The sequence below is a fragment of the Mycolicibacterium monacense genome (genome assembly GCF_010731575.1).
GTDB lineage: Bacteria > Actinomycetota > Actinomycetes > Mycobacteriales > Mycobacteriaceae > Mycobacterium > Mycobacterium monacense.
Map to the genome: position 1 here is coordinate 2,092,200 of NZ_AP022617.1, position 22,815 is coordinate 2,115,014.

The 22,815-nt window shown below is 66.2% G+C and carries 20 protein-coding genes and 1 pseudogene; 11 read left to right on the forward strand and 10 right to left on the reverse strand.

What is annotated here, in order from left to right:
- The first annotated feature begins 14 nt into the window (after positions 1 to 14).
- The 5 genes from G6N49_RS09955 (at position 15) to G6N49_RS09975 (ending at position 3,984) form a co-directional block, all read left to right on the forward strand.
- Positions 15 to 620 carry a TlpA family protein disulfide reductase gene (locus tag G6N49_RS09955; protein ID WP_407665039.1) on the forward strand — a complete coding sequence of 202 codons (606 nt, stop codon included), beginning with the start codon at positions 15 to 17 and terminating at the stop codon, positions 618 to 620.
- Between the two features lie 65 nt (positions 621 to 685).
- Positions 686 to 2,410: an apolipoprotein N-acyltransferase gene (lnt, locus tag G6N49_RS09960; protein WP_064872278.1), complete on the forward strand. Its 1,725-nt coding sequence runs from the start codon at positions 686 to 688 to the stop codon at positions 2,408 to 2,410.
- Positions 2,411 to 2,700: 290 nt separating this feature from the next.
- Positions 2,701 to 3,324 carry a class I SAM-dependent methyltransferase gene (locus G6N49_RS09965; RefSeq protein ID WP_064872266.1) on the forward strand — a complete coding sequence of 208 codons (624 nt, stop codon included), beginning with the start codon at positions 2,701 to 2,703 and terminating at the stop codon, positions 3,322 to 3,324.
- A gap of 141 nt (positions 3,325 to 3,465) precedes the next feature.
- On the forward strand, positions 3,466 to 3,630 hold the full coding sequence (locus G6N49_RS09970; RefSeq protein WP_179959970.1) for a hypothetical protein: 165 nt from the start codon (positions 3,466 to 3,468) through the stop codon (positions 3,628 to 3,630).
- A gap of 12 nt (positions 3,631 to 3,642) precedes the next feature.
- Positions 3,643 to 3,984, forward strand: a complete 342-nt coding sequence (locus G6N49_RS09975) for a DUF3703 domain-containing protein (protein WP_064872268.1) — start codon at positions 3,643 to 3,645, stop codon at positions 3,982 to 3,984.
- 777 nt (positions 3,985 to 4,761) lie between these two features.
- Here the strand turns inward: G6N49_RS09975 and G6N49_RS09980 are convergent.
- A complete protein-coding gene (locus G6N49_RS09980) occupies positions 4,762 to 5,361 on the reverse strand; it encodes a hypothetical protein (RefSeq protein ID WP_225892148.1) in 600 nt (199 codons plus the stop codon).
- A 163-nt stretch (positions 5,362 to 5,524) separates the two neighbouring features.
- Complete coding sequence (locus G6N49_RS09985; protein ID WP_082947858.1) at positions 5,525 to 6,481, reverse strand: HipA domain-containing protein; 957 nt, start codon at positions 6,479 to 6,481, stop codon at positions 5,525 to 5,527.
- A 144-nt stretch (positions 6,482 to 6,625) separates the two neighbouring features.
- Here G6N49_RS09985 and G6N49_RS09990 point away from each other — a divergent pair, with 144 nt between their 5' ends.
- Genes G6N49_RS09990 through G6N49_RS10005 form a run of 4 tightly spaced genes read left to right on the forward strand, consistent with a single transcriptional unit; the run spans position 6,626 to position 12,839 of the window.
- Positions 6,626 to 7,648: an iron ABC transporter substrate-binding protein gene (locus tag G6N49_RS09990; protein WP_064872272.1), complete on the forward strand. Its 1,023-nt coding sequence runs from the start codon at positions 6,626 to 6,628 to the stop codon at positions 7,646 to 7,648.
- A gap of 49 nt (positions 7,649 to 7,697) precedes the next feature.
- Positions 7,698 to 9,263 (forward strand): ABC transporter permease, encoded by a 1,566-nt coding sequence (locus G6N49_RS09995; RefSeq protein WP_064872280.1) that lies wholly within the window; start codon positions 7,698 to 7,700, stop codon positions 9,261 to 9,263.
- Entirely contained in the window at positions 9,260 to 10,339 is a 1,080-nt protein-coding gene (locus G6N49_RS10000; protein WP_064872274.1) for an ABC transporter ATP-binding protein, read from the forward strand. Before G6N49_RS09995 ends, G6N49_RS10000 begins: the two co-directional genes overlap by 4 nt.
- Positions 10,314 to 12,839: an AMP-binding protein gene (locus G6N49_RS10005; protein WP_225892149.1), complete on the forward strand. Its 2,526-nt coding sequence runs from the start codon at positions 10,314 to 10,316 to the stop codon at positions 12,837 to 12,839. Before G6N49_RS10000 ends, G6N49_RS10005 begins: the two co-directional genes overlap by 26 nt.
- Before the next feature lie 118 nt (positions 12,840 to 12,957).
- Here the strand turns inward: G6N49_RS10005 and G6N49_RS29460 are convergent.
- Both G6N49_RS29460 and G6N49_RS10010 read right to left on the reverse strand, forming a co-directional pair.
- Positions 12,958 to 13,101: pseudogene (locus G6N49_RS29460) on the reverse strand (TlpA family protein disulfide reductase); the annotation flags it as partial.
- Positions 13,102 to 13,183: 82 nt separating this feature from the next.
- Complete coding sequence (locus G6N49_RS10010) at positions 13,184 to 13,744, reverse strand: DUF1942 domain-containing protein (protein ID WP_064872665.1); 561 nt, start codon at positions 13,742 to 13,744, stop codon at positions 13,184 to 13,186.
- A 328-nt stretch (positions 13,745 to 14,072) separates the two neighbouring features.
- Here G6N49_RS10010 and G6N49_RS10015 point away from each other — a divergent pair, with 328 nt between their 5' ends.
- On the forward strand, positions 14,073 to 14,873 hold the full coding sequence (locus G6N49_RS10015) for a hypothetical protein (RefSeq protein WP_234786801.1): 801 nt from the start codon (positions 14,073 to 14,075) through the stop codon (positions 14,871 to 14,873).
- 213 nt (positions 14,874 to 15,086) lie between these two features.
- On the opposite strand, the gene G6N49_RS10020 is transcribed toward G6N49_RS10015, so the two are convergent.
- The 6 genes from G6N49_RS10020 to G6N49_RS10045 all read right to left on the reverse strand — a co-directional run bounded on the left by G6N49_RS10020 (position 15,087) and on the right by G6N49_RS10045 (position 21,473).
- Positions 15,087 to 17,210, reverse strand: coding sequence for a heavy metal translocating P-type ATPase (locus G6N49_RS10020; RefSeq protein WP_064872661.1), 2,124 nt, complete (start codon positions 17,208 to 17,210; stop codon positions 15,087 to 15,089).
- 83 nt (positions 17,211 to 17,293) lie between these two features.
- Positions 17,294 to 17,623, reverse strand: a complete 330-nt coding sequence (locus tag G6N49_RS10025; protein ID WP_064872658.1) for a metal-sensitive transcriptional regulator — start codon at positions 17,621 to 17,623, stop codon at positions 17,294 to 17,296.
- A 49-nt stretch (positions 17,624 to 17,672) separates the two neighbouring features.
- The gene (locus G6N49_RS10030; protein ID WP_082947876.1) at positions 17,673 to 17,948 is read right to left on the reverse strand and encodes a hypothetical protein; all 276 of its coding nucleotides are present in this window, start codon (positions 17,946 to 17,948) and stop codon (positions 17,673 to 17,675) included.
- A gap of 9 nt (positions 17,949 to 17,957) precedes the next feature.
- Positions 17,958 to 20,264, reverse strand: coding sequence for a heavy metal translocating P-type ATPase (locus tag G6N49_RS10035; RefSeq protein WP_064872685.1), 2,307 nt, complete (start codon positions 20,262 to 20,264; stop codon positions 17,958 to 17,960).
- A gap of 40 nt (positions 20,265 to 20,304) precedes the next feature.
- On the reverse strand, positions 20,305 to 21,264 hold the full coding sequence (locus tag G6N49_RS10040) for a DUF8832 domain-containing protein (protein ID WP_064872656.1): 960 nt from the start codon (positions 21,262 to 21,264) through the stop codon (positions 20,305 to 20,307).
- On the reverse strand, positions 21,261 to 21,473 hold the full coding sequence (locus G6N49_RS10045) for a heavy-metal-associated domain-containing protein (RefSeq protein WP_064872654.1): 213 nt from the start codon (positions 21,471 to 21,473) through the stop codon (positions 21,261 to 21,263). Before G6N49_RS10045 ends, G6N49_RS10040 begins: the two co-directional genes overlap by 4 nt.
- A gap of 156 nt (positions 21,474 to 21,629) precedes the next feature.
- Between G6N49_RS10045 and G6N49_RS10050 the strand changes: the two genes are divergently transcribed.
- On the forward strand, positions 21,630 to 22,535 hold the full coding sequence (locus tag G6N49_RS10050) for an alpha/beta fold hydrolase (protein ID WP_225892150.1): 906 nt from the start codon (positions 21,630 to 21,632) through the stop codon (positions 22,533 to 22,535).
- Positions 22,536 to 22,815: the final 280 nt, after the last annotated feature.

The following is a 22,815-nucleotide window of genomic DNA, read 5'->3' on the forward strand; positions in this document are numbered from 1 at the left end:
CGGTGTGCGCGCTGGTGGTAATAGCCGCGATGGCGGTGGCGATCTGGCCGCGTACGCCCCAGGTCGACGGCACTAATGCCTCCAGCCCCGGGCTTACCCTGCCCGCTGCCGCCGTTGGCGACGCCGATACCGGCGAACTGGCGCGACTCACCGCGCGTGCGGCCTTGGCGCCATGCCCGACACCACGTGAGGGGGCGCCGCCCAAGGGTGATTTGGCTGGTGCGCTGGCGTCGTGCCTGGGGGCGCGGACCATGTTCAACGTCGGCGCGGCGCTCGCCGGTGAGCAGACCCTGATCAACCTGTGGGCGTCATGGTGCGCCCCGTGTCGGGAAGAGATTCCGGTGCTGGACGCCTACGCCGGGCAGCCGGGCGCGGTGCGGGTGGTCGGGATGAACGTGCAGGACACCGACACCGTGGCGCTGAGCCTTTTGGCGGATCTGGGTGTGCACTACCCGTCCTTCGGCAACGCCGACGCCGTCGGGCAGGTCCTAGGCGCTCCCCCGGTCCTGCCGCTGAGCTACCTCGTTGGCACCGACGGCACCGTCCGCCGGGTCACCACGCCCACGGTGTTCCGTGACGTCGAGCAGGTTCGTGCGGCCGTCGCGGCAATGAACCCGTGACCGGCCCCTTGGCCAGGCTGACCGGGAGGCGCGGTGCGGGGCAACCCGACGAGGACACCGACGCGATGGCGGCGCTCACCGACGGGTCCGCCAATTCCGATGGGGCCCCCGCCCCGCCGTTGAGCAGACCTCGGGGTGCAGGTCTAGGTGCTGCGGTGCTGCGCCGACTGCCCCGGATGGCCGGCGCGATCGCTGCGGGCCTGCTGTTGTGCGTCAGCTTTCCGCCGTTCGGGTGGTGGTACACCGCGATCGTCGCGTTCGCACTGCTGGCCTGGGTACTGACCCACGAGTCGACGACGCAAATCGGCGGGCTCGGATATGGACTTCTGTTCGGCATCGCGTTCTACGTTTCGCTGCTGCCCTGGACGAGCAGCTTCGTCGGCGTCGGCCCATGGCTGGCGCTGGCGGGCATGGAGTCGGTATTTCCCGCGCTGTTCGGCGCGGGGGCAGTGCTGGTGCGCCGACTGCCGGGCTGGCCGATCTGGGTCGCGGCCGTGTGGGCTGTGCAGGAATGGGCCAAATCCAATGTTCCGTTCGGCGGATTCCCTTGGGGCGCAGTCGGGTTCGGCCAGACCGACGGCCCGTTTCTGCCGATCGCCCAAATCGGCGGGGTGCCGCTGGTGTCATTTGCGGTCGTGCTCCTGGGCGTCAGCATGGCCGCCCTGGCGAGCGAGGTCACGCGCTGGTGGCGCCTTGACGCCGCCGGTGCCGGCCACGCGGGCCCTCCCGCGATAGTGCTGCCCGGTGCGTACATCGGTGTGGTGCTGTTGGCTACCGCCGTGATCTGGCCGCAGGTCCGGCAGCCGTCAATCAATGCGAACTACGACCCGCTCGTCACCGTGGCCGCGGTGCAGGGCAATGTGCCGCGACTCGGCCTGGACTTCAATGCCCAACGTCGCGCCGTGTTGGACAACCACGTTCGGGAAACCCTGCGGCTCGCAGACGAGGTGCGCGCCGGGCGTGCTGCGCAACCGCAGATCGTCGTGTGGCCGGAAAACTCTTCCGACGTCGACCCGTTGGCCAATCCCGACGCCGCCGAACGGATCACGATCGCCGCGCGGGCGATCGAGGCGCCGATCCTCGTCGGCGGCGTGCTCGCCGGGCCGGGTTACAGCAGCACCAACCCGGTGACCCTCAACTCGGTGATCGTCTGGGATCCGGTCGGCGGCCCTAGTGACCGTCACGACAAGCAGATCGTGCAACCATTCGGCGAGTACCTGCCGTGGCGCGGCTTCTTCCGGCTCTTCTCGTCCTCCGCCGACCGGGCTGGCTACTTCGTGCCCGGCGACGGGTCGGGGGTAGTGCGCGCAGCCGGGGTGCCGATCGGAGTGGTGACCTGCTGGGAAGTGATCTTTGACCGGGCGGCCCGCGAGTCGGTCCTCAACGGCGCCCAGCTGCTCACCGTCCCGTCCAACAACGCCACCTTCGGTGAGGCGATGAGCGAGCAGCAGCTCGCATTCGCCAAGTTACGCGCCGTCGAGCACAACCGCTACGTCGTGGTCGCCGCGACGACGGGCATCAGTTCCGTGGTCGGGCCGGACGGTCGCGAACTGGCCCGCACCGGATTCTTCGAACCTGCCTACCTAGACACCCCGGTCAGGCTGATGACCGGACTCACGCCAGCCACTCGGTGGGGCCCGGTCGTGCAGTGGCTGCTGATCAGCATTGGCATCGTCGCGTGCATCGCGTCGATCATTCTGCGCAGATCACCTACGCACCGGGTCAGTCTGCGCCGTCGCACCCCGCGTACCCACACGTCGCCGCCTGCAATGGCACCGCGGCGGCGATAGTTGTCATCGTCCGAAGGCGATGATAGCGTCAGGATCGCGGTCATCGCCAAACGGCGGTGATGGTAGGAGTCTGTTCATTGGTGCGGGTCGGCGTAAACCGTCAACCGCCGCCCTGCACGGATGGTCCCGGCGCTGTCGGCCACCGGGACCATGCCTCGCTCAGTGCCCCGTGCTCACCGCGGCACGCACCGCCGGCCCGGGGCCTGGCACAGCTGAATCGAGCTGAACTGCAACCAGTCTCACGGGCTGTCCGCTGATACGACCACCTCTGGAGAGGGCCAATCGTGTTGATGAACATGGCGGAGACCGCGCTGATCAATTCTGCGCCGCGGCGATGGCTCCAACGCGTCTACGAGGTTCCGGTGCTGCTGCGGTTCGGCGGCCGGTTGGTCCCGGACACCCAGGCTCTAGAAATCGGCTGCGGATCTGGATACGGAACGCAGCTGATTCTGGAGCGGTTTGGCGCTGCCACCGTGGACGCCGTCGACCTGGACCCGGCGATGATCCGGCGGGCCGGGGAGCGCTTGGCCCGCTACGGCAACCGAGTTCGGCTGGTCCAAGGCAGCGCCACCAATCTGTCCACCGCGCTAGATGCCGGCGACGGCAGTTACGGGGCGGTGTTCGACTTCGGGATCGTCCACCACATTCCCGACTGGCGTAACGCCGTCGCCGAAGTCGCGCGAGTCCTCGCGCCGGGCGGGCGGTTCTACTTCGATGAAGTCACCGCCCACGCCCTCGCCCGCCCCAGCTACAAGCGGCTGTTCGACCACCCGACCGAAGACCGGTTCAGCGCCGAGCAATTCTCTGACGAGCTCGCCCATCATGGCCTCGTCGTACTGGGTTCACGGACCCGCATCCAAGGCGACTACCTGCTCGGCGTGGCCGCCAAACCGTTGCCCACCGGCTGTGAGTGATGGTGACCATCGCGGTCTTGGTCCTGTCTTCACTTCGATGATCCTGGTGAAGGGCGCGGGCCGCCGGCAGATCAAAAGGAAAATGAGGTCAGCGCCCGCCGCAAAGACAACCTCATCCTGGTCGACACCGCCGAGACCACGTTGTGTGCTGCTCAGCATCTCACGCTGGTCGGCGTCGGGCTGGTCGAGCTTACCGGCGCGGCCTGGCCCGACCCCGTCGCTGGCTTCGTCATCTCCGCGTTCGCCATCCACGAAGGCAAAGAAGCCTGGGAGGTCGAACTGGTAGAGGACAATGACGACGACTGAACGGAGCGCGACATGAGCCGCATCACCGACAACGGGAGGGACGTCTACCGACGCGAGATGACGGCCGCGAAAGCAGCTGGCACCGCCGCGGCGCGCTGGCACCACCTCGAACGGGCGCACATTGTCTCGCAGCCTGACCCATGGCTACACACCTGTAACCACGCTGCCATGTTTGTGCTGGCCGTCCGACAGCGCGACCGGCGTGAGGCCTTCGGTCAGGTCGTCCGGATCGTCGTCGCCGCACCCGGTTCATTCGCGGGGCGCTACCCCGAGGGCAACACGGGCCGGACGGCGGCGGGCCTGACGACGCCGATGCCAATACCCGAAGACCTGCGGGCAGCCCTGGCACCTTAGGCGCCGCGCCGTCGGCATACCCGCCTGCGACTGTCCCGGAAATAGTGCACGAATAGAGCGCAGTATGCCAATAGCGTGGAGGGGTACCAATTCTAGTGCTCTTCAGTCCAGGTGGCTCATCCCGGTTTGCGACTGCAGTGAAGACGTCCGCGCGGACAGCGGATCGATCCCCCGTTGCCCTACAGTTGCACCTCGTGATTCGATCAGCCGAACTGGCATCTGCACGCACAGAGACGTTTGTCGATGTGCACCGACATAGACGAAGAGCCGATTCGTCGGGCCGAGGTCAACCTAATCGTCGAGTCATATGGTGGCCCAGGGCTTTATGGATCGTCCGCCGGCGGCTATGAAACGGTTTTCTCATTGTCGAGGCAACCCGTTGCTATCATCTCGGGGCTGATCTGGCCTGCATATTGTGTGCCCACGCCTGCTGCGAGCGAGAGCTTGCCGGCACGTTGAAGTGGCAACACCCTCCAACACCGAACACTGAGCGCTGGGGCCTGGGCCGCCTTATCCGCATTGGGAGAGAAAGACATTGGTTCGACGCCGACCTAGCTTCGCGCCTTGATCGCTCAATGAGAACCGGCGGACGCTATACCACCTCCAGGACTTCGAAGCTCCTACTGGCCTTTGGAGGCGTGCGATAAGCAGGGCTGATAATCCAGTCACCAAACATGATGTCGCAGAGGCAATTCCGGGCACCCTCCGGCAAGATGCCCTTGAAGCGCTTAACTGTGCATTTGCCGTTCGAACTATCAAGGTGGAACGGGAGTGGAGTTAGACCGCATTCCAGTCCGGGCTGTCGAACACAAAAGAACTGCAATGTCCGCCCAAGCGCAGCAGTAGCCGCAGGTGCGGATGAGTTACAGCAGGGTTGGCGCGCATGACTGTCAGATCGTAAGTGCCGCTGGCCATTACCGAATGGACGTAGTCAAGAAGGGGATCGGGCACAAACCCCAAGTGCATCCCACGATCAACAACCCGGATCGCCGCTGAGTTAACAGGGTTCTCGAGGTCGCGCTCCAGTCCGAGGCGATGGCCCGCCCGAAGGGCGGTTATTCGGTGGCTGGCCTCTACGCTGCGATGCCTGACACCGTGAGCAAGGAAGTGCGCCGACGTTTCGCCTGTGGTCCGATCGAATCGGGGTATTGAGACGAGTTCGATCGGGTCGCCTTCGCGATGCCCGCCGGACGCGGTCAGGATCTCCCAGGCATCAGCGTCGGCATCGAGATCCAAAGCCTCAAGGTATTGAGGACGGTCCGGCCGCTTAGCGCTCATCACCCGGTCGGCGAACGATGGAAATAGCCTCTCGGAACGGTAAAGACGGCTGACGTCACGGAACCCAACGACCGGCACGAAAGCAGGATCAGCCGCCACGCGAGCCAAGTACGTGAATTGATACGTCGGGCGCTCGGCCCCTCCGGTCAACCTATCGAGGTAGCCAATCGCCCGATACACCCCATCGTCAGCACCGCGACGCGTGACAATCAACCTCGACCGACGAAGACCTGGGTCAGCATCTGTCGACTCGACTAAGAGATCAACGGAGTGCATCACGGATTCGCTTTCGATTAGTGGCGAGTGCTGTCCTCACGAAACTACGGGTCGGGTCCGACAGATTTGGTGTCGCTGCAACGATATCGAAGCATAGATCCAGGTCAACGTCGGTTATTTGAGCTGTCCAGTGTTGTCGTGCCGCGCCTCCGCAGACTGACAGGGCCTCCGCGGCGACATTTACCAGGCCGATCGCCTCGCCGGCGTTAAAGCGGGTTGTTCGCCCGTGCTCGCACCACTGCACGACGGTCTTCTGCTCAATTCGCTGGGCACGGACCCTATCCTCGTCACCGCTGGCGAGGGCCGACCCGTGATCAAAGCTTGGACCGAGGCAAACGTTACCTGTCCTGGAGTTTTGCAGCACCCCCCAATTGTGCGCATGCCGGTCAGTGTTCGCGATCCAGGCGTCCAGGAGCAGATAGCCCGCGAAGACATCGAATGCGGGCCAGTCGGCGTAACTGGTGCCCTCCGGACCTTGCAGCCCCTCTAATGCTTCGCGAATGGCGCTAATCGTATGGCCGCGGCAGGATTTGGCATCGAACTCGTCGTCGCGCTCAGCAAGCAATGCTGCTCCCGGGGTCCATGCCCACGCGCGAGGCCGCATGTCTCGGCTCATCGAGCCATAGACGCGTTCGTGGGTGCGCAACTGGACAACTGTCGCCAACTCCGTTTCCGCTGCAGGCACAGACAGCAGCTGGGCGACCTCGTAGGAGATCTTCTCCGCCCAGTCCTCTCCGCGAACGAGCACGTCGGGTTTGTCGCCGCGATGCCGACGTTCTTTGGACAGTTCGAGGGTTTTGATGCGGCGTGGCTTGAACAACCAGTGCCCGGCATGCGGCGAAGTCTCTGGTGCTATGAACCATCGTTTCGCTTCGTCACCTCCTGGTTCGCTCTCACCGCGAGTCCAGTCGGCGAGGTCGACGACTTCGTAGCTGTCCACCACGGTGCGAACTCTAAGTGGGGGCTCCGTGAGACGGGGCGAGGCAGAGCGGCGCGCCCGTCCGCAGCAAGGGCCTGCGACTTAAAACGGCGCCATGCCGAAGGGTATGTTCGTTAGCCAAGGCTCACCTCGGAGAAAGTGTCGTGGATGTCAACCCGTCGCACTCGCTGGAATCGCATCGTCACCCTCATTGTCGCTGGGGGGCTGGCAGCAGGTCTTACTGCCTGCTCGTCCTCCGAGGAGGACGGCCTGCTGGTCTACAACGCGCAGCACGAGTCGCTGACCAAGGAGTGGATCGACGCCTTCACCAAGGAGACCGGCATCAAGGTCACCTATCGCCAGGGCGGCGACACCGAATTGGGCAACCAGTTAATCGCCGAGGGCGACGCGTCGCCGGCCGACGTGTTCCTTACCGAGAACTCGCCCGCCATGGCCGCGGTCGAGAGGGACGGCCTGTTCACCGACGTCGACGAGGCCACGATCGCTCAGGTGCCACCACAGTTCCGCCCCGCCACGAGTAAGTGGACCGGCGTCGCCGCCCGTACCACCGTGTTCGCCTACGACAAGACCAAGCTCACCGAGGCTCAGCTGCCGACTTCGATCATGGATCTGGAAAAGCCAGAATGGAAGGGCCGTTGGGGTGCCCCGCCGGTCAAGCCCGACTTCCAGGCCATCGTCGCGGCAATGCTGGAACTCACCGGTGAACGGGCCACCGGCCAGTGGCTGGCCGGCATGAAGGCAGGCGCGGAGATCTACTCCGACAACATCGCCACGCTGCGCGCCGTCAACGACGGCCAGGTCGAGGGCGGGATCATCTACCACTATTACTGGTTCCGCGATCAGTCGCAGACCAAGGAAATCTCGGGCAACACCGCTCTGCACTACTTCCGGAACCAAGACCCGGGCGCCTTCGTCTCGATCTCCGGCGGCGGCATCTTGAACTCCAGCAAGAAGAAAGAAGACGCCCAGAAGTTTTTGACCTTCATCACCAGCAACGCCGGCCAAGAAGTGCTCGAGAAGGGCACGTCGTTCGAGTACCCCGTGGCCAGCGGCGTTCCGGCCAACCCCGCGCTGGTGCCTCTTGTCGACCTGCAGGCACCCGCCGTGAACCCGTCGAACCTCGACGCGCAGAAGGTCACCGACCTGATGACGAAGGCGGGCCTGCTCTAGATGGGTGGCTGACGTGGTCACTCCCACCGCGACGGCCGTCGACGCGGCGCTGATCGACGCCGTTACGCCGTCGGAGGTGCCCGGCCGGGCAGCTGCCACGCGGCCGGGGCCGGTCCTCACCGCCGGCGTGGTGCTGCTGGTCGTCGCGACGTTCGTGCCGATCGGGTACGTCGCCTGGTCGGTGGTGTCGCTGGGGCCGACGCGGGTGTGGGAACTCGTCGCACGGCCACGCGTGCTCGAATTGTTCGTCAACACTGTCGGTCTCGTCGTCGTCACGGTCCCGATCTGCATCGTGCTCGGCATCGGAGCGGCATGGCTGGTGGAACGCTCCGACATCCCCGGCCGGGCGATCTGGCGACCGCTGTTCGTCGCTCCCCTGGCGGTGCCCGCCTTCATCAACAGCTACGCATGGGTCAGCGTCGTCCCGGCCCTGCACGGTTTCTGGGCAGGCATTCTCGTCTCCTCGCTGTCGTACTTCCCGTTCGTCTACGTGCCCGCCGCCGCCACGCTCCGTCGCCTCGACCCGGCGATCGAGGAATCCGCACGCACGCTCGGTTCCAGCCCGGCGGCCGTATTCCGGCGCGTGGTGCTGCCACAGCTTCGCCTGGCGGTCCTCGGCGGCGGACTGCTCATCGGCGTGCACCTGCTGGCCGAGTACGGCGCGTTCGCCATGCTGCGCTTCTCGACGTTCACCACCGCGATCTTCGAACAGTTCCAGGCCACGTTCGACGGCGCGGCGGGCAGCACGCTCGCAGGCGTTCTGATGCTGCTGTGCCTGGTTTTGCTCGTCGGCGAGGCCGGGGTGCGCGGCAACGCCCGCTACGCCCGACTCGGTTCCGGCGCCCAGCGCACCTCGCTGCCCCATCGACTGGGCGCCATGACCTTTTTAGCACTGGCCGCCCTCGCCGCACTGGCCGTGCTGGCCCTCGGCGTTCCGGTGTGGACGATCCTGCGGTGGCTGTGGATCGGCGGCAGCGACGTGTGGGCGCTCTACGAGATCGTGCCGTCGACCGTGCAGACTGTGGCGCTGGCCGCCGCGGCCGCAGCGCTGACGACGGTGCTGGCCTTCCCCTTCGCCTGGATCGCGGTGCGGCACCGCGGCTTCTTCGCCCGCTTCGTCGAGGGCTCGAACTTCGTGACCAGCTCGATGCCAGGCATCGTGACCGCGCTCGCGCTCGTCACCGTGGCGATCCGCTTCGCACCGCCCCTATACCAGACCGCCACGCTGGTGCTCGCGGCCTACGTGCTGATGTTCATGCCCCGCGCGATGGTCAACCTGCGGTCGGGGTTGGCCCAAGTGCCGCCGACGCTGGAGGAGGCGTCGCGCTCGCTCGGCGTATCCCCCACCCGCACCTTGCTGCGAGTCACGTTGCGGCTCACCGCACCTGCCGCCGCCGCAGGCGCCTCGCTGGTATTCGTCGCCGTAGCCACCGAGCTGACCGCCACCCTGCTGCTGGCACCGACTGGCACCAACACCCTGGCGATGCGATTCTGGTCGCTGTCGAGCGAACTGTCCTACGCCAGCGCCGCACCGTATGCGCTGCTGCTCGTCGTGCTCGCGGTTCCGGTGACAGTCGTGCTGTTCCAGCAGTCCAGCAGGGCGGCCGCGCTATGACGATCCGCGGGGTCACCGGCAACGCGCTCGACGTCACCGGGCTAACCAAGGCCTTCGGCAGCCACACCGTGCTGCACGGCATCGACCTCGGCGTCACCGCGGGCACGATCACCGCCGTGGTCGGCGCCTCCGGCTGCGGCAAGACCACGCTGCTGCGTCTGGTCGCCGGCTTCGAGAACCCCGACGCGGGAACGGTTTCCATCGCCGGACGCCAGGTGGCAGCAGCCGGCAGCAGTACCCCCGCGCATCGCCGCGACGTGGGCTACGTCGCGCAGGACGGCGCGCTGTTCCCGCACCTGACCGTGGGCCAGAACATCGCCTACGGGCTGTCGGGCCGCCGCAACGTCCAGCCGCGCGTCGCCGAACTGCTCGCTACCGTCTCCCTCGACGAGTCCTACGCCGCGCGCCGGCCGCACGAACTCTCCGGGGGACAGCAGCAGCGCGTGGCCCTCGCCCGCGCCCTCGCCCGCCAGCCCGCGCTCATGCTGCTCGACGAACCGTTCAGCGCCCTGGACACCGGACTGCGGGCGTCGACCCGCAAGGCCGTGGCGACACTGCTCTCCGACGCCGGCGTTACCACCCTGATCGTCACTCACGATCAGGAGGAGGCGCTGTCGATCGCCGACCAGGTCGCGGTGATGCGCGACGGCCGGTTCACCAAAGTCGGTACGCCGCAGGCGGTCTACCGAGAACCCAACGATCGTTTCACCGCCGAATTCCTCGGTGACTGCGTGCTGCTGCCGTGCACCGTGACCGGCGGGGTCGCTACCTCGGCGCTGGGCCGCCTTCCCGTCCGCGGCTCCGTACCCGACGGCGGTGGCACGCTGATGCTCCGCCCGGAGCAATTGGAGGCGGCGGCAGTTTCCGACGACGACCGCAGCGACGGGATGGCGACGGTCCTGGCGTCGGAGTTCCGCGGCCACGACGTCCTGCTCACCGTGGACCTCGGCGGCGACGCCGCGCCGATCACCGTCCGCCAGCACAGCGTCGCGCCGCCCGCGGTCGACGCCAAGGTCCGCATCCACGTCACCGGTGCCGCCGTAGTGTTTGATGACCGCCCGCGCGACGGGCGATGACCGCGCCGTGATGTTCGAGCGGCTCGTTGACCACCTTGCCTGCCACGGCGACGCCGTCGCGGTGATCACCGCCGAGAAGGCCGTTACCTACGCCGAACTCGCGACGCAGGTCGCGACCCGCGCCGAGGAACTGGGTACTTGCCGCAAGCTCGTCCTGCTCGAGACCCGCAACGACCTGCCCACGCTGGTGACCTACCTCGGTGCGCTCGCCGGCCACCACGTGGTGCTGCCCGTGCCCGCGGGCGGTGACAACCGGTCGGTCGTCGACACCTACCGCCCCGACGTCATCGTCACCGACGGCGTCGTCACCGACGGCCCACGCTACCGGACCACCCCCGAACTCCACCCGGACCTGGCCCTGCTCCTTTCGACGTCCGGCAGTACCGGCTCCCCTAAGCTGGTGCGATTGTCCCGGTTCAACCTCGCCGCCAACGCCGATTCTATCGCCACCTATCTCGACATCACCCGAACCGACAGGGCCGCAACGACTCTGCCGATGTCGTACTGCTATGGCCTGTCGGTGATCCACAGTCACCTGCTGCGCGGAGCCGCAGTCGTGCTCACCGACCTCTCCGTGGTCGACGACGACTTCTGGAACGTGTTCCGGAAGTGCGGCGCAACGTCGTTCGCGGGTGTTCCGCATACCTTCGAGCTGCTCGACCGGATCGGCTTCGAGGCGATGTCGCTGCCGGACCTGCGCTACGTCACCCAGGCCGGCGGACGGCTCGACCCGGATCGCGTGCGCCGGCTGGCAGACCTCGGCGGGCGGGCGGGTTGGCGATTCTTCGTCATGTACGGCGCCACCGAGGCCACCGCGCGCATGGCGTATCTGCCGCCGGAACTCGCTCACGACCATCCCGAGTCGATCGGCATTCCGATCCCCGGTGGGTCGTTCCGCATCGAGCCGGTCGACGGAATGCCCGACGGCACCGGCGAACTCTTCTACCGCGGACCCAACGTCATGATGGGGTACGCCCACACCGCCGCCGATCTCGCCAGTGATGCCGGGATCGAGGAACTGCGCACCGGCGACATCTCCCGGCAGCGCCGCGACGGCCTCTACGAGGTGGTCGGGCGCAGCGACCGGTTCGTCAAGCTGTACGGACTGCGCATCGACCTGCAACGCGTCGAGTCGGCCCTGCACGCCGACGGCGTCACCGCGATCTGCACCGACGGCGACGGCCTGCTGCTCGTGGGCGCCGTCGATTGTCCCGAGGACACCGACGTCGCTGCCGCGGCGGCCGACGCGTCGGGGCTGCCCCGGGCCGCGATCCGGGTGGTGGACGTCGACGAGATCCCCCGCCTGCCCACCGGCAAGCCGGACTATCGCAGCCTGCGCGAGCGGGCCGCCGAGCCGACGACCGCCGATGCCCGCCTGGACCTGCGCGGTCTGTTCGCCGACGTGCTGCAGATCGACACGGCCGACGTCGATCCCCGCAGTAGCTTCGTCGACCTCGGCGGCAACTCGCTGTCTTACGTCGCCATGTCGGTGCGGCTCGAACGCGCGCTCGGGCACCTGCCAGCGGATTGGCCGCGGCTGCCGCTGAGCGAGCTGGAGTCCGCCCGCAAGACCCGCCGGTGGTGGGGAACAACGCTGGAGACCAGCGTGGCGCTGCGTGCGGCGGCGATCGTTTTGGTCGCCGGCTCGCACGCGGAGCTGTGGGTGTTGTGGGGCGGCGCGCACGTTCTGTTGGGCGTCGCCGGATACAACTTCGGCCGCTTCTGCCTCACCCCCCTGCCGCGCGCCACCCGGGTGCGTCACCTGGTCAGCACCATCAGGTGGATCGCCGTGCCCGCCATACTGTGGGTGGCATTCGCGCTGCTGGTCACCGACGACTATGCGGCCTCGAATGTGTTGCTGGCCAACAAGTTCCTGGGCCCAGAGGACAGCATGACCGCTGGGCGGTTGTGGTTCGTCGAGTTCCTGGTGTGGGTTCTGGTCGGGCTGGCGCTGCTGTGCGCGACGCGGTGGGGTGACCGCGCCGAACGCCGGTGGCCGTTCGGCGTTGCGGCGGCATTCCTGGCCCTGGGCATGGCCCTGCGGTGGGACGTCTTCGGCATCGGGTTCGGCAAGTCCGCCTGGTTCACCATGCTGGCGTTCTGGTTCTTCGCCATCGGCTGGGCTGCCTCGAAGTCGTCGACGGTGTGGCAGCGGCTCGCCGTGACCGCGGTCCTCGCGATCGGAATCGTCGGGTACTTCGGCCAACCCAACCGCGAGGCCTTGGTGTTCATCGGGCTGGCGCTGCTGATCTGGCTGCCCGCCATTCGCTGCCCATCCGCTTTCACGGTCACTGCCGGTGTGATCGCCGAGGCGTCACTGTTCATCTATCTGACGCACTACCAGGTGTATCCGCTGTTCGGCGAACAGAAGCTCGTCGGCGTGCTGGCCGCGATCGTCGTCGGCATCCTGCTGACCCAGCTGGTCACGCTAACTCGCAAAAAGGCTCACCGATACACGCCGACCGCCATCACTCGCGGTCAGGCTGCCGCTCGGCGGTGAGACCCCGCTGCGGCACCGGGGCCCGCGGTCATCTTGATGAACCTGGGATCCTTGCGCGCACCGACGCATCGAACGATCCGTGACGTTAGGCGCCGCAGGGCAGCTCTCCAGCGAGGTGTCAGCGCTCGGTGGTCAGCCGATCTAGCAGAGGCCGTATGTCTTCGGCTAGTAGCGCCACGCGGAAGACCGTCGCGACCTTGTGCTGGCGGTCGAGGACCATCGTGGTGGGCACCACGCTGGTCGGATAGTTACGTCCCAGGGTGTTAGGCGGATCGGTTGGAGATAGCTTTGACACTTAGCGGCGATCGGTGAAGGCTAATGGGTCCCTGTCAGGTCCTCGGGGGCTACATCCCGCCGGGACAATGGGGGCAGGCGCGCTGCATGTCGGCGCACATCGGACACTTCTCCATTGGCATCATCATGGAGCCCGTGCAACACCAAAACAGCTGCGTAGGAGTGCCGTTGTCGTAAACCACCGCCATGGGCTGTGGGCCAACTGCATCAAAGTAGATCGCCCCGCTGGAGGCTTGGCCCTGGCCGAGGGTGGTAGCCGGAAGGCCTTGTGGGCTGGCGATCTGCCACAGGACGGGATAACGCTGGCCGTCTGCGGTGACCGTGTACAGATTCGGGATTATCGGAGTCACCGTGCCGGTGACGGCTCGAACGGTGGCCGAAGCTTCCCAGACTTGACCGCGGGCCGTGTATCCGGGCAAGGCGACCGAGGACTCTCGCAGATCCGAGATGACCCACTCCTGGACGACTGCGCCCCCCGCATCGGTGAGCTGTTGAGGCGAGCCGAACTGATGTCCGCACGGCATCGCCGCTACTGCGGGCGGCGCGAGAGTAGCTGCGGCACCGAGAAGAGTCACGCAGGCGAGTACCGCCATGATGACGCGAAGACGCATATTGGGTGGTCCTTCCGTGCGATGTGAGTAGGCGGTCGCGGGCGCGTATGCAGCATAGCGAACATCTACGTAGCTAGATCGTAGTCGGTCGCCCCTGCGCGGTAAGCAACTGCACGCGGAAGCATCGATCAGGGAGCTCGGAACAGGTGTCGTACGGGTCAGTACGGATAACTGAGGGCCGATCAGCAGTGGTCGAGACTTAAGCGAGCGGGTTCTCAGGAAGTGGCATGCGCGCACGACGACACCTATCGGTGACAGATGAATCTCGTTCGGGTTGAGATGTGGTGTCAGGCAGCCGCTTCGGGGAAAGCGCTGTCATCCTGATTCCGTGGCGCCTAGGACAGCGAGGAAGACCGACAGCAGACTGGCTGCTCGGCTTGCCGCGCTGGCCTCGTTGGGCGCTTCTCTTATCCATTTCGCCGTTGTGCCTGCTCACTGGCAGGAGTGGATGCCGGCGGGCTTGTTCTTCGTTGCGGTCGCGCTCTTCCAATTGATATGGGCGCGGGCTGTGCTGGCCCGAACGACGATGCCCGTGCTTGCCGCCGGCATCATGCTCAATCTCGGAGCCATTGCTCTTTGGGGCCTGTCCAGGACCGCCGGGGCACCATTCGGCCCTAATGCAGGGGAAGCCGAATTGGTGCAGGCCGCGGACCTTTGTGCGCTGCTGCTTCAGATCTATGTCGTGATGGGCGCCGGCTGGGTGTGGTACCGCGGCCTGCAAGGAGAGCCGGTACCGGTGTTCGGCAGCGCGATGGTCCTCATGGGCGCAGTCAGTGTCGTGGCGCTGGCGTCCACAGTGGGAGTTGCTTCAGGTCTGCGGCACGGTGATCACGGTCCAGCAGGCGCAGCCGGTGGTCACCATGGGACGGCCGCCGAGGCTGCGGATGGTGACCACCACAGCACTAGCGCCGAGCCGGAGGAGGGTAGTGATCGTGGGACGAGTGCCGAGCATGCAGATGGCCACGATGGCGGTCGTCCAGAGTCGGTCATCTCGCCGCCGGTGAGCGTGCCTGGCGGCGAGGCGCCGGTGAGCGTGCCTGGCGGCGAGGCGCCGGCGCCGGAAGGAGCCCCGGCCCCATCCGCTGCGCCATTGGACGACGCCCATGGCGATCACGATCACGGCGACTGAAAATCTGATCTCTCGCTGGAGTGGGTTCCTAGACGATTGGCAGGTGCCCAGTCGGTACGTATCGTGATCGACCGGCACCCCAGAGGTCAGCTCGGCGGATGGGCCGCAACCCGTCACCATCAGCGCATGCCGGTCATCCCATTCGTGAGCCCATAGTGCCTGCGACCTACTCCGCAGCGCGCCTTGGCGGATCGAGCCCGCCGCTAACCAGTCCTAACGGTTGAGAACTGCGCGTGTGCTGGCCTCAGGGCTCAGGTCGAGGCGGCGCAACAGTTGCGCGTTGAGCGCCACGACGATCGTCGACAGTGACATGAGGATGGCGCCGACTGACATCGGTAAGACGAATCCGAGCGGTGCGAGCACACCGGCAGCCAGCGGCACTGCGATGAGGTTGTATCCGGCACCCCACCAGAGGTTCTGCTTCATCTTTCGGTAGCTGGCACGCGACAGTTCGATGACCGAGAGCACCGAGCGCGGGTCGGAGCTGGCCAGGATCACACCGGCAGAGGCGATGGCAACATCGGTGCCGGCGCCGATCGCGATGCCGACGTCGGCCTGTGCCAACGCGGGCGCGTCGTTGACGCCATCGCCGACCATCGCGACCTTCTTGCCCTCCTGTTGCAGCGCAGCAACTTTCGACGCCTTGTCTTCCGGGCGTACTCCGGCGAACACCCGGTCGATGCCGAGTTCGTGACCTACCGCCTGCGCGACGGCTTCGGCGTCACCGGTGATCATGACCACCTCGACGCCGAGCTTGTGCAAGGCATCGACGGCGTCGCGGGACTCGGGGCGGATCTCGTCGGCCAGGCGCAGCCCGCCGGCCACAGCACCGTCGCGGATGACGTGCAGGATGATTGCGCCCTCGTCGCGCCACGAGGTCGCCGCGTGAACCTCTTGTGCGCCGATCTCGTCGAGCAGGCGGGGGCCGCCCACGCGGATCTCGTGTCCGTCGACCGTGGCAGTCACCCCGACGGCGGGAGACGACGAGAAGCCTTTCGCGCGTGGCACAGTCAGTCCCCGCTCGTCGGCGGCTTTCACGATCGCTCGTGCCAGGGGGTGTTCACTGGCGGCCTCGGCGGCGGCCGCGACGGCGAGCACGGAGTCGTCGTCGAGGTCGCCGCGGACCTCGATCGCGGTCACGGTTGGTTCGCCCTTGGTGAGGGTGCCGGTTTTGTCGAAGAGAACGGCGTCGACGGTGCGCATACCTTCTAGGGCCAGGCGATCCTTGATCAGCACGCCTCCCCGCGCGGCGCGTTCGGTGGCGATCGAGACGACAAGTGGTATCGCTAATCCCAACGCATGGGGGCAGGCGATGACGAGCACGGTAATGGCTCTTATGACGGAGGCGTCGGGGTCTCCGACGATCGACCATGCCGCGGCAGTGATGGCGGCGGTCCCTAGGGCAAACCAAAACAGCCATCCCGCCGCGCGGTCGGCGAGGCGTTGGGCTCGCGAGGACGAGTTCTGGGCGTCAGTGACCAGGCGCTGAATTCCCGCTAGGGCGGTGTCCTCGCCGGTGGCGGTGATTTCGAGCCGCAGCCCGGAATCTGTGGCGACAGTTCCGGCTGTCACCGCATCTCCGACGCTGCGGTTCACCGGCCGCGATTCACCGGTCACCATCGACTCGTCCATGTCCGCTCGTCCGTCGACGATTCTGCCGTCGGCGGGGATGCTGCCGCCGGGTCGCACGACCACCAGATCCCCCACCTGCAGGTCGGCGGGTGAGACGGTGATGATTCGTTCGCCGTCGACCTTCTCGGCCTCGTCGGGAAGCAGGGCGGCCAGGGAGTCCAGTGCGGAGGTGGTCTGAGCCAAGGAGCGCATTTCGACCCAGTGTCCGAGCAGCATGATGACGATCAGCAGCGCCAGTTCCCACCAGAACTCCAGTTCGTGGTGGAGCAGGCCCAGGCTCGCACCCCAGGAGGCGAAGAATGCGACGGTGATGGCCAGCCCGATGAGCAGCATCATTCCCGGTTTGCGGGAACGGATTTCGCTGACGGCGCCGGTAAGGAAGGGACGCCCGCCGACGACATACATGACCGTGCCCAACAGTGGCGCGATCCAGCGGCCGCCGGGGACGTCGGGTACTTCGTAGCCGAGCAGCATTGCGAACATGTTCGAGAACGCGATGACCGGGACGGCGATGATCAGGTTGATCAAGAAGAGCTTCCGGAACACAGCGACGTGATCGGACCCGTGCCCGGCATGACCCCCATGGCCGGCATGGTTGTCGTGGTGGGGGTCGGAATCGTGAACGGTGTGCTCGCCGTGGCCGTCGTGGTTGGCGTGGACGCCGGTGTGCGATGTCGCTATGGCGTGCTCGTCGTGGTTAGCCATGTTGTCTCTCCTTGAGGAGTCTCACGTGTTCGTTCGCGCGGGTGTGTCGCGAGGCGGCGGCGTCAGTGCACCGCCGTTGGGGGTCATGACCGTACGAGTCGGGCGATGGCTTCGGTTGCTTCGGTGAGTTTGGCGTCGGCGGCTGGTCCCCCGGCGGCTGCAGCGTCTCGAACGCAGTGTCGGAGATGGTCGTCGAGCAGTGCCAGCGAGACGCTTTGCAGGGCTTTGGTCAGTGCGTCGGCTTGGGTGAGGATGTCGATGCAGTAGCGTTCGTCCTCGATCATCCGGCTGATGCCGCGGGCTTGGCCTTCAATGCGTTTCAAGCGTTTGAGATATTTGTCCTTATCGGTGATATAGCCGTGGTGGACCGACCCCGATGCTGGGCAGTGGTCAGCGTCGTCGACGTGAGTCATGGCAACTCCTTCGGTCTGTGGGTTGGGGCGCCGGGGTCCGGCAGGTCAGTCACGCCGCGCTGGCGTACTTGTTGGGGTCTCGGTCGAATCGCGGTCCACATCCTTTGCAGCACAACCAGTACCGTCGGCCTCGGTAGTCGCGGAACAGCCCCGCGGCTTCGGCGGCCGCCGTGTTCACCGGCGTGCCGGGCATCACCGGGCATGTCGCCTGGTCCGTTGCGGGGTCGAGGAGGTTCGTGGCCGCAGGATTGATGATCGTCGTGTCGAGGTCTTGTGTTGAGCCGCTGCAGCAGCAGCTCGACGTCAGGTTCTTGTTGTCGGACATGGGTTCTCCTTAGTGCAGTAAGGGTTGGCGCAGTGGGGGTTTTAGTGGGTAGGGGCTGAGGATGGACGTGGATTTGAAGCCGCGCAGTCGGAGGCTGTTGCCTACGACGAAGATGCTGGAGAACGCCATGGCCGCGCCGGCCAGCATCGGGTTGAGCATGCCCAGTGCAGCAACCGGTACGGCGGCGACGTTGTAGGCGAAAGCCCAGAACAGGTTCGTCTTGATTGTCGATAGTGTTTTGCGGGACAGCCGAATTGCGTCGACGGCGCTGCGCAGGTCGCCGCGTACTAAGGTGATGTCGGAGGCTTCGATCGCCACATCGGTTCCGGTACCCATAGCCAGGCCGAGGTCGGCTTGGGCGAGGGCGGGCGCGTCATTGACGCCATCGCCGACCATCGCCACCGATTTGCCCTCGGATTGCAGCCGGACAATGACGTCGACCTTGTCCTTGGGCATCACCTCGGCGATCACGGTGTCGATGCCGACCTCAGCAGCGATCTGCCGGGCGACGGCCTCGTTGTCCCCGGTGAGCAGCACAGGCGTCAAACCAAGCTCACGCATCTGTGAAATCGCCTGCGCACTAGTCGGTTTCACGGTATCCGCGACGACGAGCACGCCGCGAGCCTCACCGTCCCAGCCGACGGCGACCACAGTCTTCCCCTGAGCTTCCGCACCGGCTTTCGCCCGCGCCAACTCTGGACTAAGGTGCTGGGACCAGTCGGCGAGCAGTGACTCGCGCCCCACGACGACAGCGTGGCCGTCCACGATGCCCTGCACACCCTTGCCTTCGACATTGGCGAAATCCTCAGGGGTGGGCAGCGTCCCGAGTTCTTCGGTCGCAGCGACGGCGATGGCCTGGGCGATCGGGTGCTCCGAAGCGTTCTCCAACGCCCCTGCCAGCCGGAGCAGGTTCCCGCGTTCGGTTCCCGGCGCGGTAACGACGTCGACCAGGGTCATCTTCCCGGTGGTCACGGTGCCGGTCTTGTCCAGCACCACGGTGTCGACCTTGCGGGTGGACTCCAGCACCTCCGGGCCCTTGATCAGAACGCCCATTTGCGCGCCGCGACCGGTGCCCACCAGCAGTGCCGTCGGCGTGGCCAAACCGAGCGCGCAGGGGCAGGCGATTACCAGCACAGCAACCGCGGCGGTGAAGGCGGCCGCGACCGGGAAACCCGCGCCCAACCATGCGCCGAGTGTGATCACCGCGATCGCGAGCACGGTCGGCACGAAGACACCGGAGATGCGATCGGCCAGACGCTGGACCTGGGCCTTGCCCGTTTGAGCGTTCTCCACCAGTTGGGCCATCTGCGCCAACTGGGTGTCGGAACCGACGCGGGCGGCGCGCACCACCAGCCGCCCGCCGGCGTTGACGGTCGCACCGACCACGGTGTCACCTGGACCGACCTCCACGGGGACCGATTCCCCGGTCAGCATCGAGGCATCGACAGCCGATGTCCCCGACACCACCACCCCGTCGGTGGCGATCTTCTGCCCCGGGCGCACGACGAACTCGTCGCCCACCATCAGGTCCTCGACGGCGATCTTCGATTCCGCGCCGTCGCGGAGCACGGACACCTCCTTGGCGCCCATCTCCAGGAGGGCGCGCAGCGCCGCACCGGCCTGCCGTTTGGACCGTTTCTCGAAGTAGCGCCCCGCAAGGATGAATGTCGTTACTCCAGCGGCGACTTCGAGGTAGATGTTGGCGGCGCCGTGAGACGGTGCGAGTGTCAGTTCGAACGGATGCTTCATTCCTGGGATGCCGGCGGTCCCGAAGAACAGCGCGTACAGCGACCACAGGAAGGCCGACAAGGTGCCCAGGGAGATGAGCGTGTCCATCGTCGCCGTAGCGTGCCGCAGGTTGGCCCAGGCAGCACGGTGAAACGGCCACGCCGCCCAGACGATCACCGGCGCAGCCAGCACCAGCGACGCCCACTGCCAGTAGGTGAACTGCAGCGTGGGAATCATCGCCATCGCGATGACCGGCACCGACAGCAGCACCGAACCGGTCAGCCGGTGGCGCAGGGACACCATGTCGGGGTCGTCGGTCTCGCCTGCATCCTCCCCAGGCGGGGCGGGCTTCTCCGGTGTGGGTAGCGCGGCGCTGTAGCCGGCGGTTTCGACCTCGGCGATCAGCTGCGCGGGATCGTATCCGTCGGGCACCGTGACGGTGGCCTTCTCGGTCGCGTAATTGACTGTTGCCGCGACGCCATCGATCTTGTTGAGCTTGCGCTCGATGCGGTTGGCGCAGGAGGCGCAGGTCATTCCTCCGATGCGTAGCTCGATGCTCGGGCCGGACACGGGGGTCGTTGTCGTCATGTGTGCCACTGCCTTTCGGTTCTTGGGTGGACGGAGGTTGTCAGTGCCCGCCGGCATGGCCGGCGTCGCGCGAAGGCTCTGTCACTGGTTGATCGATGTCGCCGCGTGCGGCGTCCACAACGAAAGTGGCGGTGTGCACGGTGTCGTCGACCTGGAAGTCGAGGTAGAGCAGGTAGCGACCGGCGGTGGGTGCGGTCGCCGCGAACGACACCGCAGGCCCACCGCGGTTCCCCACCGGCTCAGCGCCCTCAGGGTGCACGTGCAGATACGCCAGGTCACCTTCCCGCAGCGCGACGAGGTGCCCGTAAGCCCCCAGGTAGGGCTGCAGTGTCGTCACCGGCTCGCCGTCACGGGTGACCTTCGCTGTGAGCTGCTTCGCGACGCCCGCGGTGAGCGCACCGTCGAGTTCCACGGTGTACCCGGCGATCTCATCCGAGGTGCGTGTGGTCAGTGGGGGCGACGGGGCCAACTCGCCGGCCACGTCGACCGTGCGGGTGAGCGTGAGTTTGGCGCTGCCGGGCTGGGCGGGCTGGAAATCCGCGAACACCCGGTAGGTCCCGGCGGCCTTCCACATCCAGGGCGTCGACCATATGCCGGTTGCCTGGTCCAGGGCCGGGTGGACGTGCGCGAAGTGCTGACCGTCGGAGCGGACGATGATGAGATGCAGCTGCTTGTCGTGCACCGTCGCGTAGTCCAGCAGCGGCGTGCCGCTGGGACCAGCAATGGTGAAGCTCAACGTGGCCCGATCGTTGGGGGCTCCGGGTGCCCGTACCGCGTTGAGCGTGTATCCGTCTTGGGCGAGTGACAACCCCGGCGGATCAGCGGACAGAGGTGATATCGGCGCGGTCGGCGCGCTGTGATCAGCCGCGGGCTTAGCGCCAACGTGCTGAGTAGCCGTCACCGCGGTGTCAGGGACGACCGCCGCGGCAGTGACGTACGCAGCCGTGAACGCCACTGCCAGTCCGGCACCGAAAGCGGCCAACCGTCCCGCGGCGTTCATGCGACCCGCACCGCCGAATAGCCGGCCTCGTCGACCGCACGCAGGATCTGGGCGTCATCGACGGGACCGCTGGAGGTCACGATCAGAGTGCCCGTCGTGGCGCTGACCTCGATGTCTTGAACACCGGCGACCTCGCTGACTTCTTCTCGCACTGACAGCTCGCAGTGCCCGCAGGTCATTCCCGTGACGGCGTACTTGGTCGTGCTCATGACCGAACTCCCATCTTCGACTCAGGTGATACCCCTACCGGGTATGCGTACCTCACAGTATACCCCCAGAGGGTATGTTGCAAGGGCGGCTTCTTCGGGCTCGTGCTGATGCCGCGTCGACGCTGGTTGAAGCATTCCCGACGAAGGGAGAGACAAATGGTGATGCAAACGTTGCACGTCGGGGATGACGGGTGGCCGGTCATGGGCGAGGTCATCGGCCGCGGCGAGCTGATCATCATGCTGCACGGCGGTGGGCCCGATCACTACAGCATGCGGCCACTTGCCGACCGACTTGCTCGCCGGTATCGCGTTGCGCTGCCCGATATTCGAGGATACGGAGCATCACAATGCCCCGACCCGACGTTGCACCGCTGGGATCAGTACGTCACCGACACCGTCGCGATCATGCACGCGCTCGACGCCACGTCCACCCACCTTGTCGGCGCCGGCCTCGGCTGCACGATCGCCTTGCGGACATGCCTCCAACACCCCCATGTCGCCCGGTCCGCGGTCATCATCAGTGCTGAAGCCATCGAGGACGACGACGACAAGGCCGCAGACGCAAAGCTGATGGACCGCTTCGCCGACCGCGCCCGCTCCCGCGGTCTACAGGCCGCCTGGAGCTGTTTGTTCCTCACCTGCAGCCGCTCATTGCCCACCTCGTCACCGAGGCCATTCCGCGCGCTAACGCCCAAAGCGCCGCTGCCGCAGCGGCAATCGGGCATGACCGCGCCTTCGCCACCGTCGAGGAACTCCGGCGCATCGACACTCCGGCGCTCATCATCGCCGGCGATGACCCACGTCACCCCACGCAACTCGCGCGCACCCTCGCCGACACCCTTCCGCACGGAGTACTCGCCGAGGCCACAATGTCCGACCTGCTCGACAACGCCGACGACCTGGCGCGCGCTCGCGCCCCGGAAATCGAACAGTTCCTCGCCACCACCTCGGACCCGGATACTTAAGGCCATCGAGGGAGTGGCGCAGCTCCAGCCGTCAGCTGCAGCAGGATTTCCCCTTATCGGCCTTGATGGGGCGGCGCTCGCCGGTGATTTGGCTTAACGTGCACAGAGCGATGCACGTGGCGATCGACCGCGTGGTTGAACTCTCGATGAGCCGCCGGAATTTCTCTTGTGCCGTCACGAGCGATAGAAATCCCAGTCGACGAGGTACCCGCCGCGGGTACAACCGCAAAGTACCCCTCGGGGGTATCCTCGCACAATGTGCGCCCTATCAGATGTTGCTCGCGAAGCCGTGGAGCCAGCTCGTAGTGCCGCCTTTATCGAATCTTCATCGAAGGACTAAGAAAGCCAAACGACTGACGAGCACACTCGAAGACATA

What these genes read in the sequence shown, in the direction of transcription:
- G6N49_RS10035 (WP_064872685.1), bottom strand. Translation starts at nt 20,264, where the DNA reads ATGACGACAACGACCCCCGTGTCCGGCCCGAGCATCGAGCTACGCATC.
- G6N49_RS09965 (WP_064872266.1), top strand. Translation starts at nt 2,701, where the DNA reads ATGAACATGGCGGAGACCGCGCTGATCAATTCTGCGCCGCGGCGATGG.
- G6N49_RS10000 (WP_064872274.1), top strand. Translation starts at nt 9,260, where the DNA reads ATGACGATCCGCGGGGTCACCGGCAACGCGCTCGACGTCACCGGGCTA.
- G6N49_RS10050 (WP_225892150.1), top strand. Translation starts at nt 21,630, where the DNA reads ATGGTGATGCAAACGTTGCACGTCGGGGATGACGGGTGGCCGGTCATG.
- G6N49_RS10020 (WP_064872661.1), bottom strand. Translation starts at nt 17,210, where the DNA reads ATGGCTAACCACGACGAGCACGCCATAGCGACATCGCACACCGGCGTC.
- G6N49_RS10040 (WP_064872656.1), bottom strand. Translation starts at nt 21,264, where the DNA reads ATGAACGCCGCGGGACGGTTGGCCGCTTTCGGTGCCGGACTGGCAGTG.
- G6N49_RS10005 (WP_225892149.1), top strand. Translation starts at nt 10,314, where the DNA reads ATGACCGCCCGCGCGACGGGCGATGACCGCGCCGTGATGTTCGAGCGG.
- G6N49_RS10030 (WP_082947876.1), bottom strand. Translation starts at nt 17,948, where the DNA reads ATGTCCGACAACAAGAACCTGACGTCGAGCTGCTGCTGCAGCGGCTCA.
- lnt (WP_064872278.1), top strand. Translation starts at nt 686, where the DNA reads ATGGCGGCGCTCACCGACGGGTCCGCCAATTCCGATGGGGCCCCCGCC.
- G6N49_RS09975 (WP_064872268.1), top strand. Translation starts at nt 3,643, where the DNA reads ATGAGCCGCATCACCGACAACGGGAGGGACGTCTACCGACGCGAGATG.
- G6N49_RS10025 (WP_064872658.1), bottom strand. Translation starts at nt 17,623, where the DNA reads ATGACTCACGTCGACGACGCTGACCACTGCCCAGCATCGGGGTCGGTC.
- G6N49_RS09990 (WP_064872272.1), top strand. Translation starts at nt 6,626, where the DNA reads ATGTCAACCCGTCGCACTCGCTGGAATCGCATCGTCACCCTCATTGTC.
- G6N49_RS10010 (WP_064872665.1), bottom strand. Translation starts at nt 13,744, where the DNA reads ATGCGTCTTCGCGTCATCATGGCGGTACTCGCCTGCGTGACTCTTCTC.
- G6N49_RS10045 (WP_064872654.1), bottom strand. Translation starts at nt 21,473, where the DNA reads ATGAGCACGACCAAGTACGCCGTCACGGGAATGACCTGCGGGCACTGC.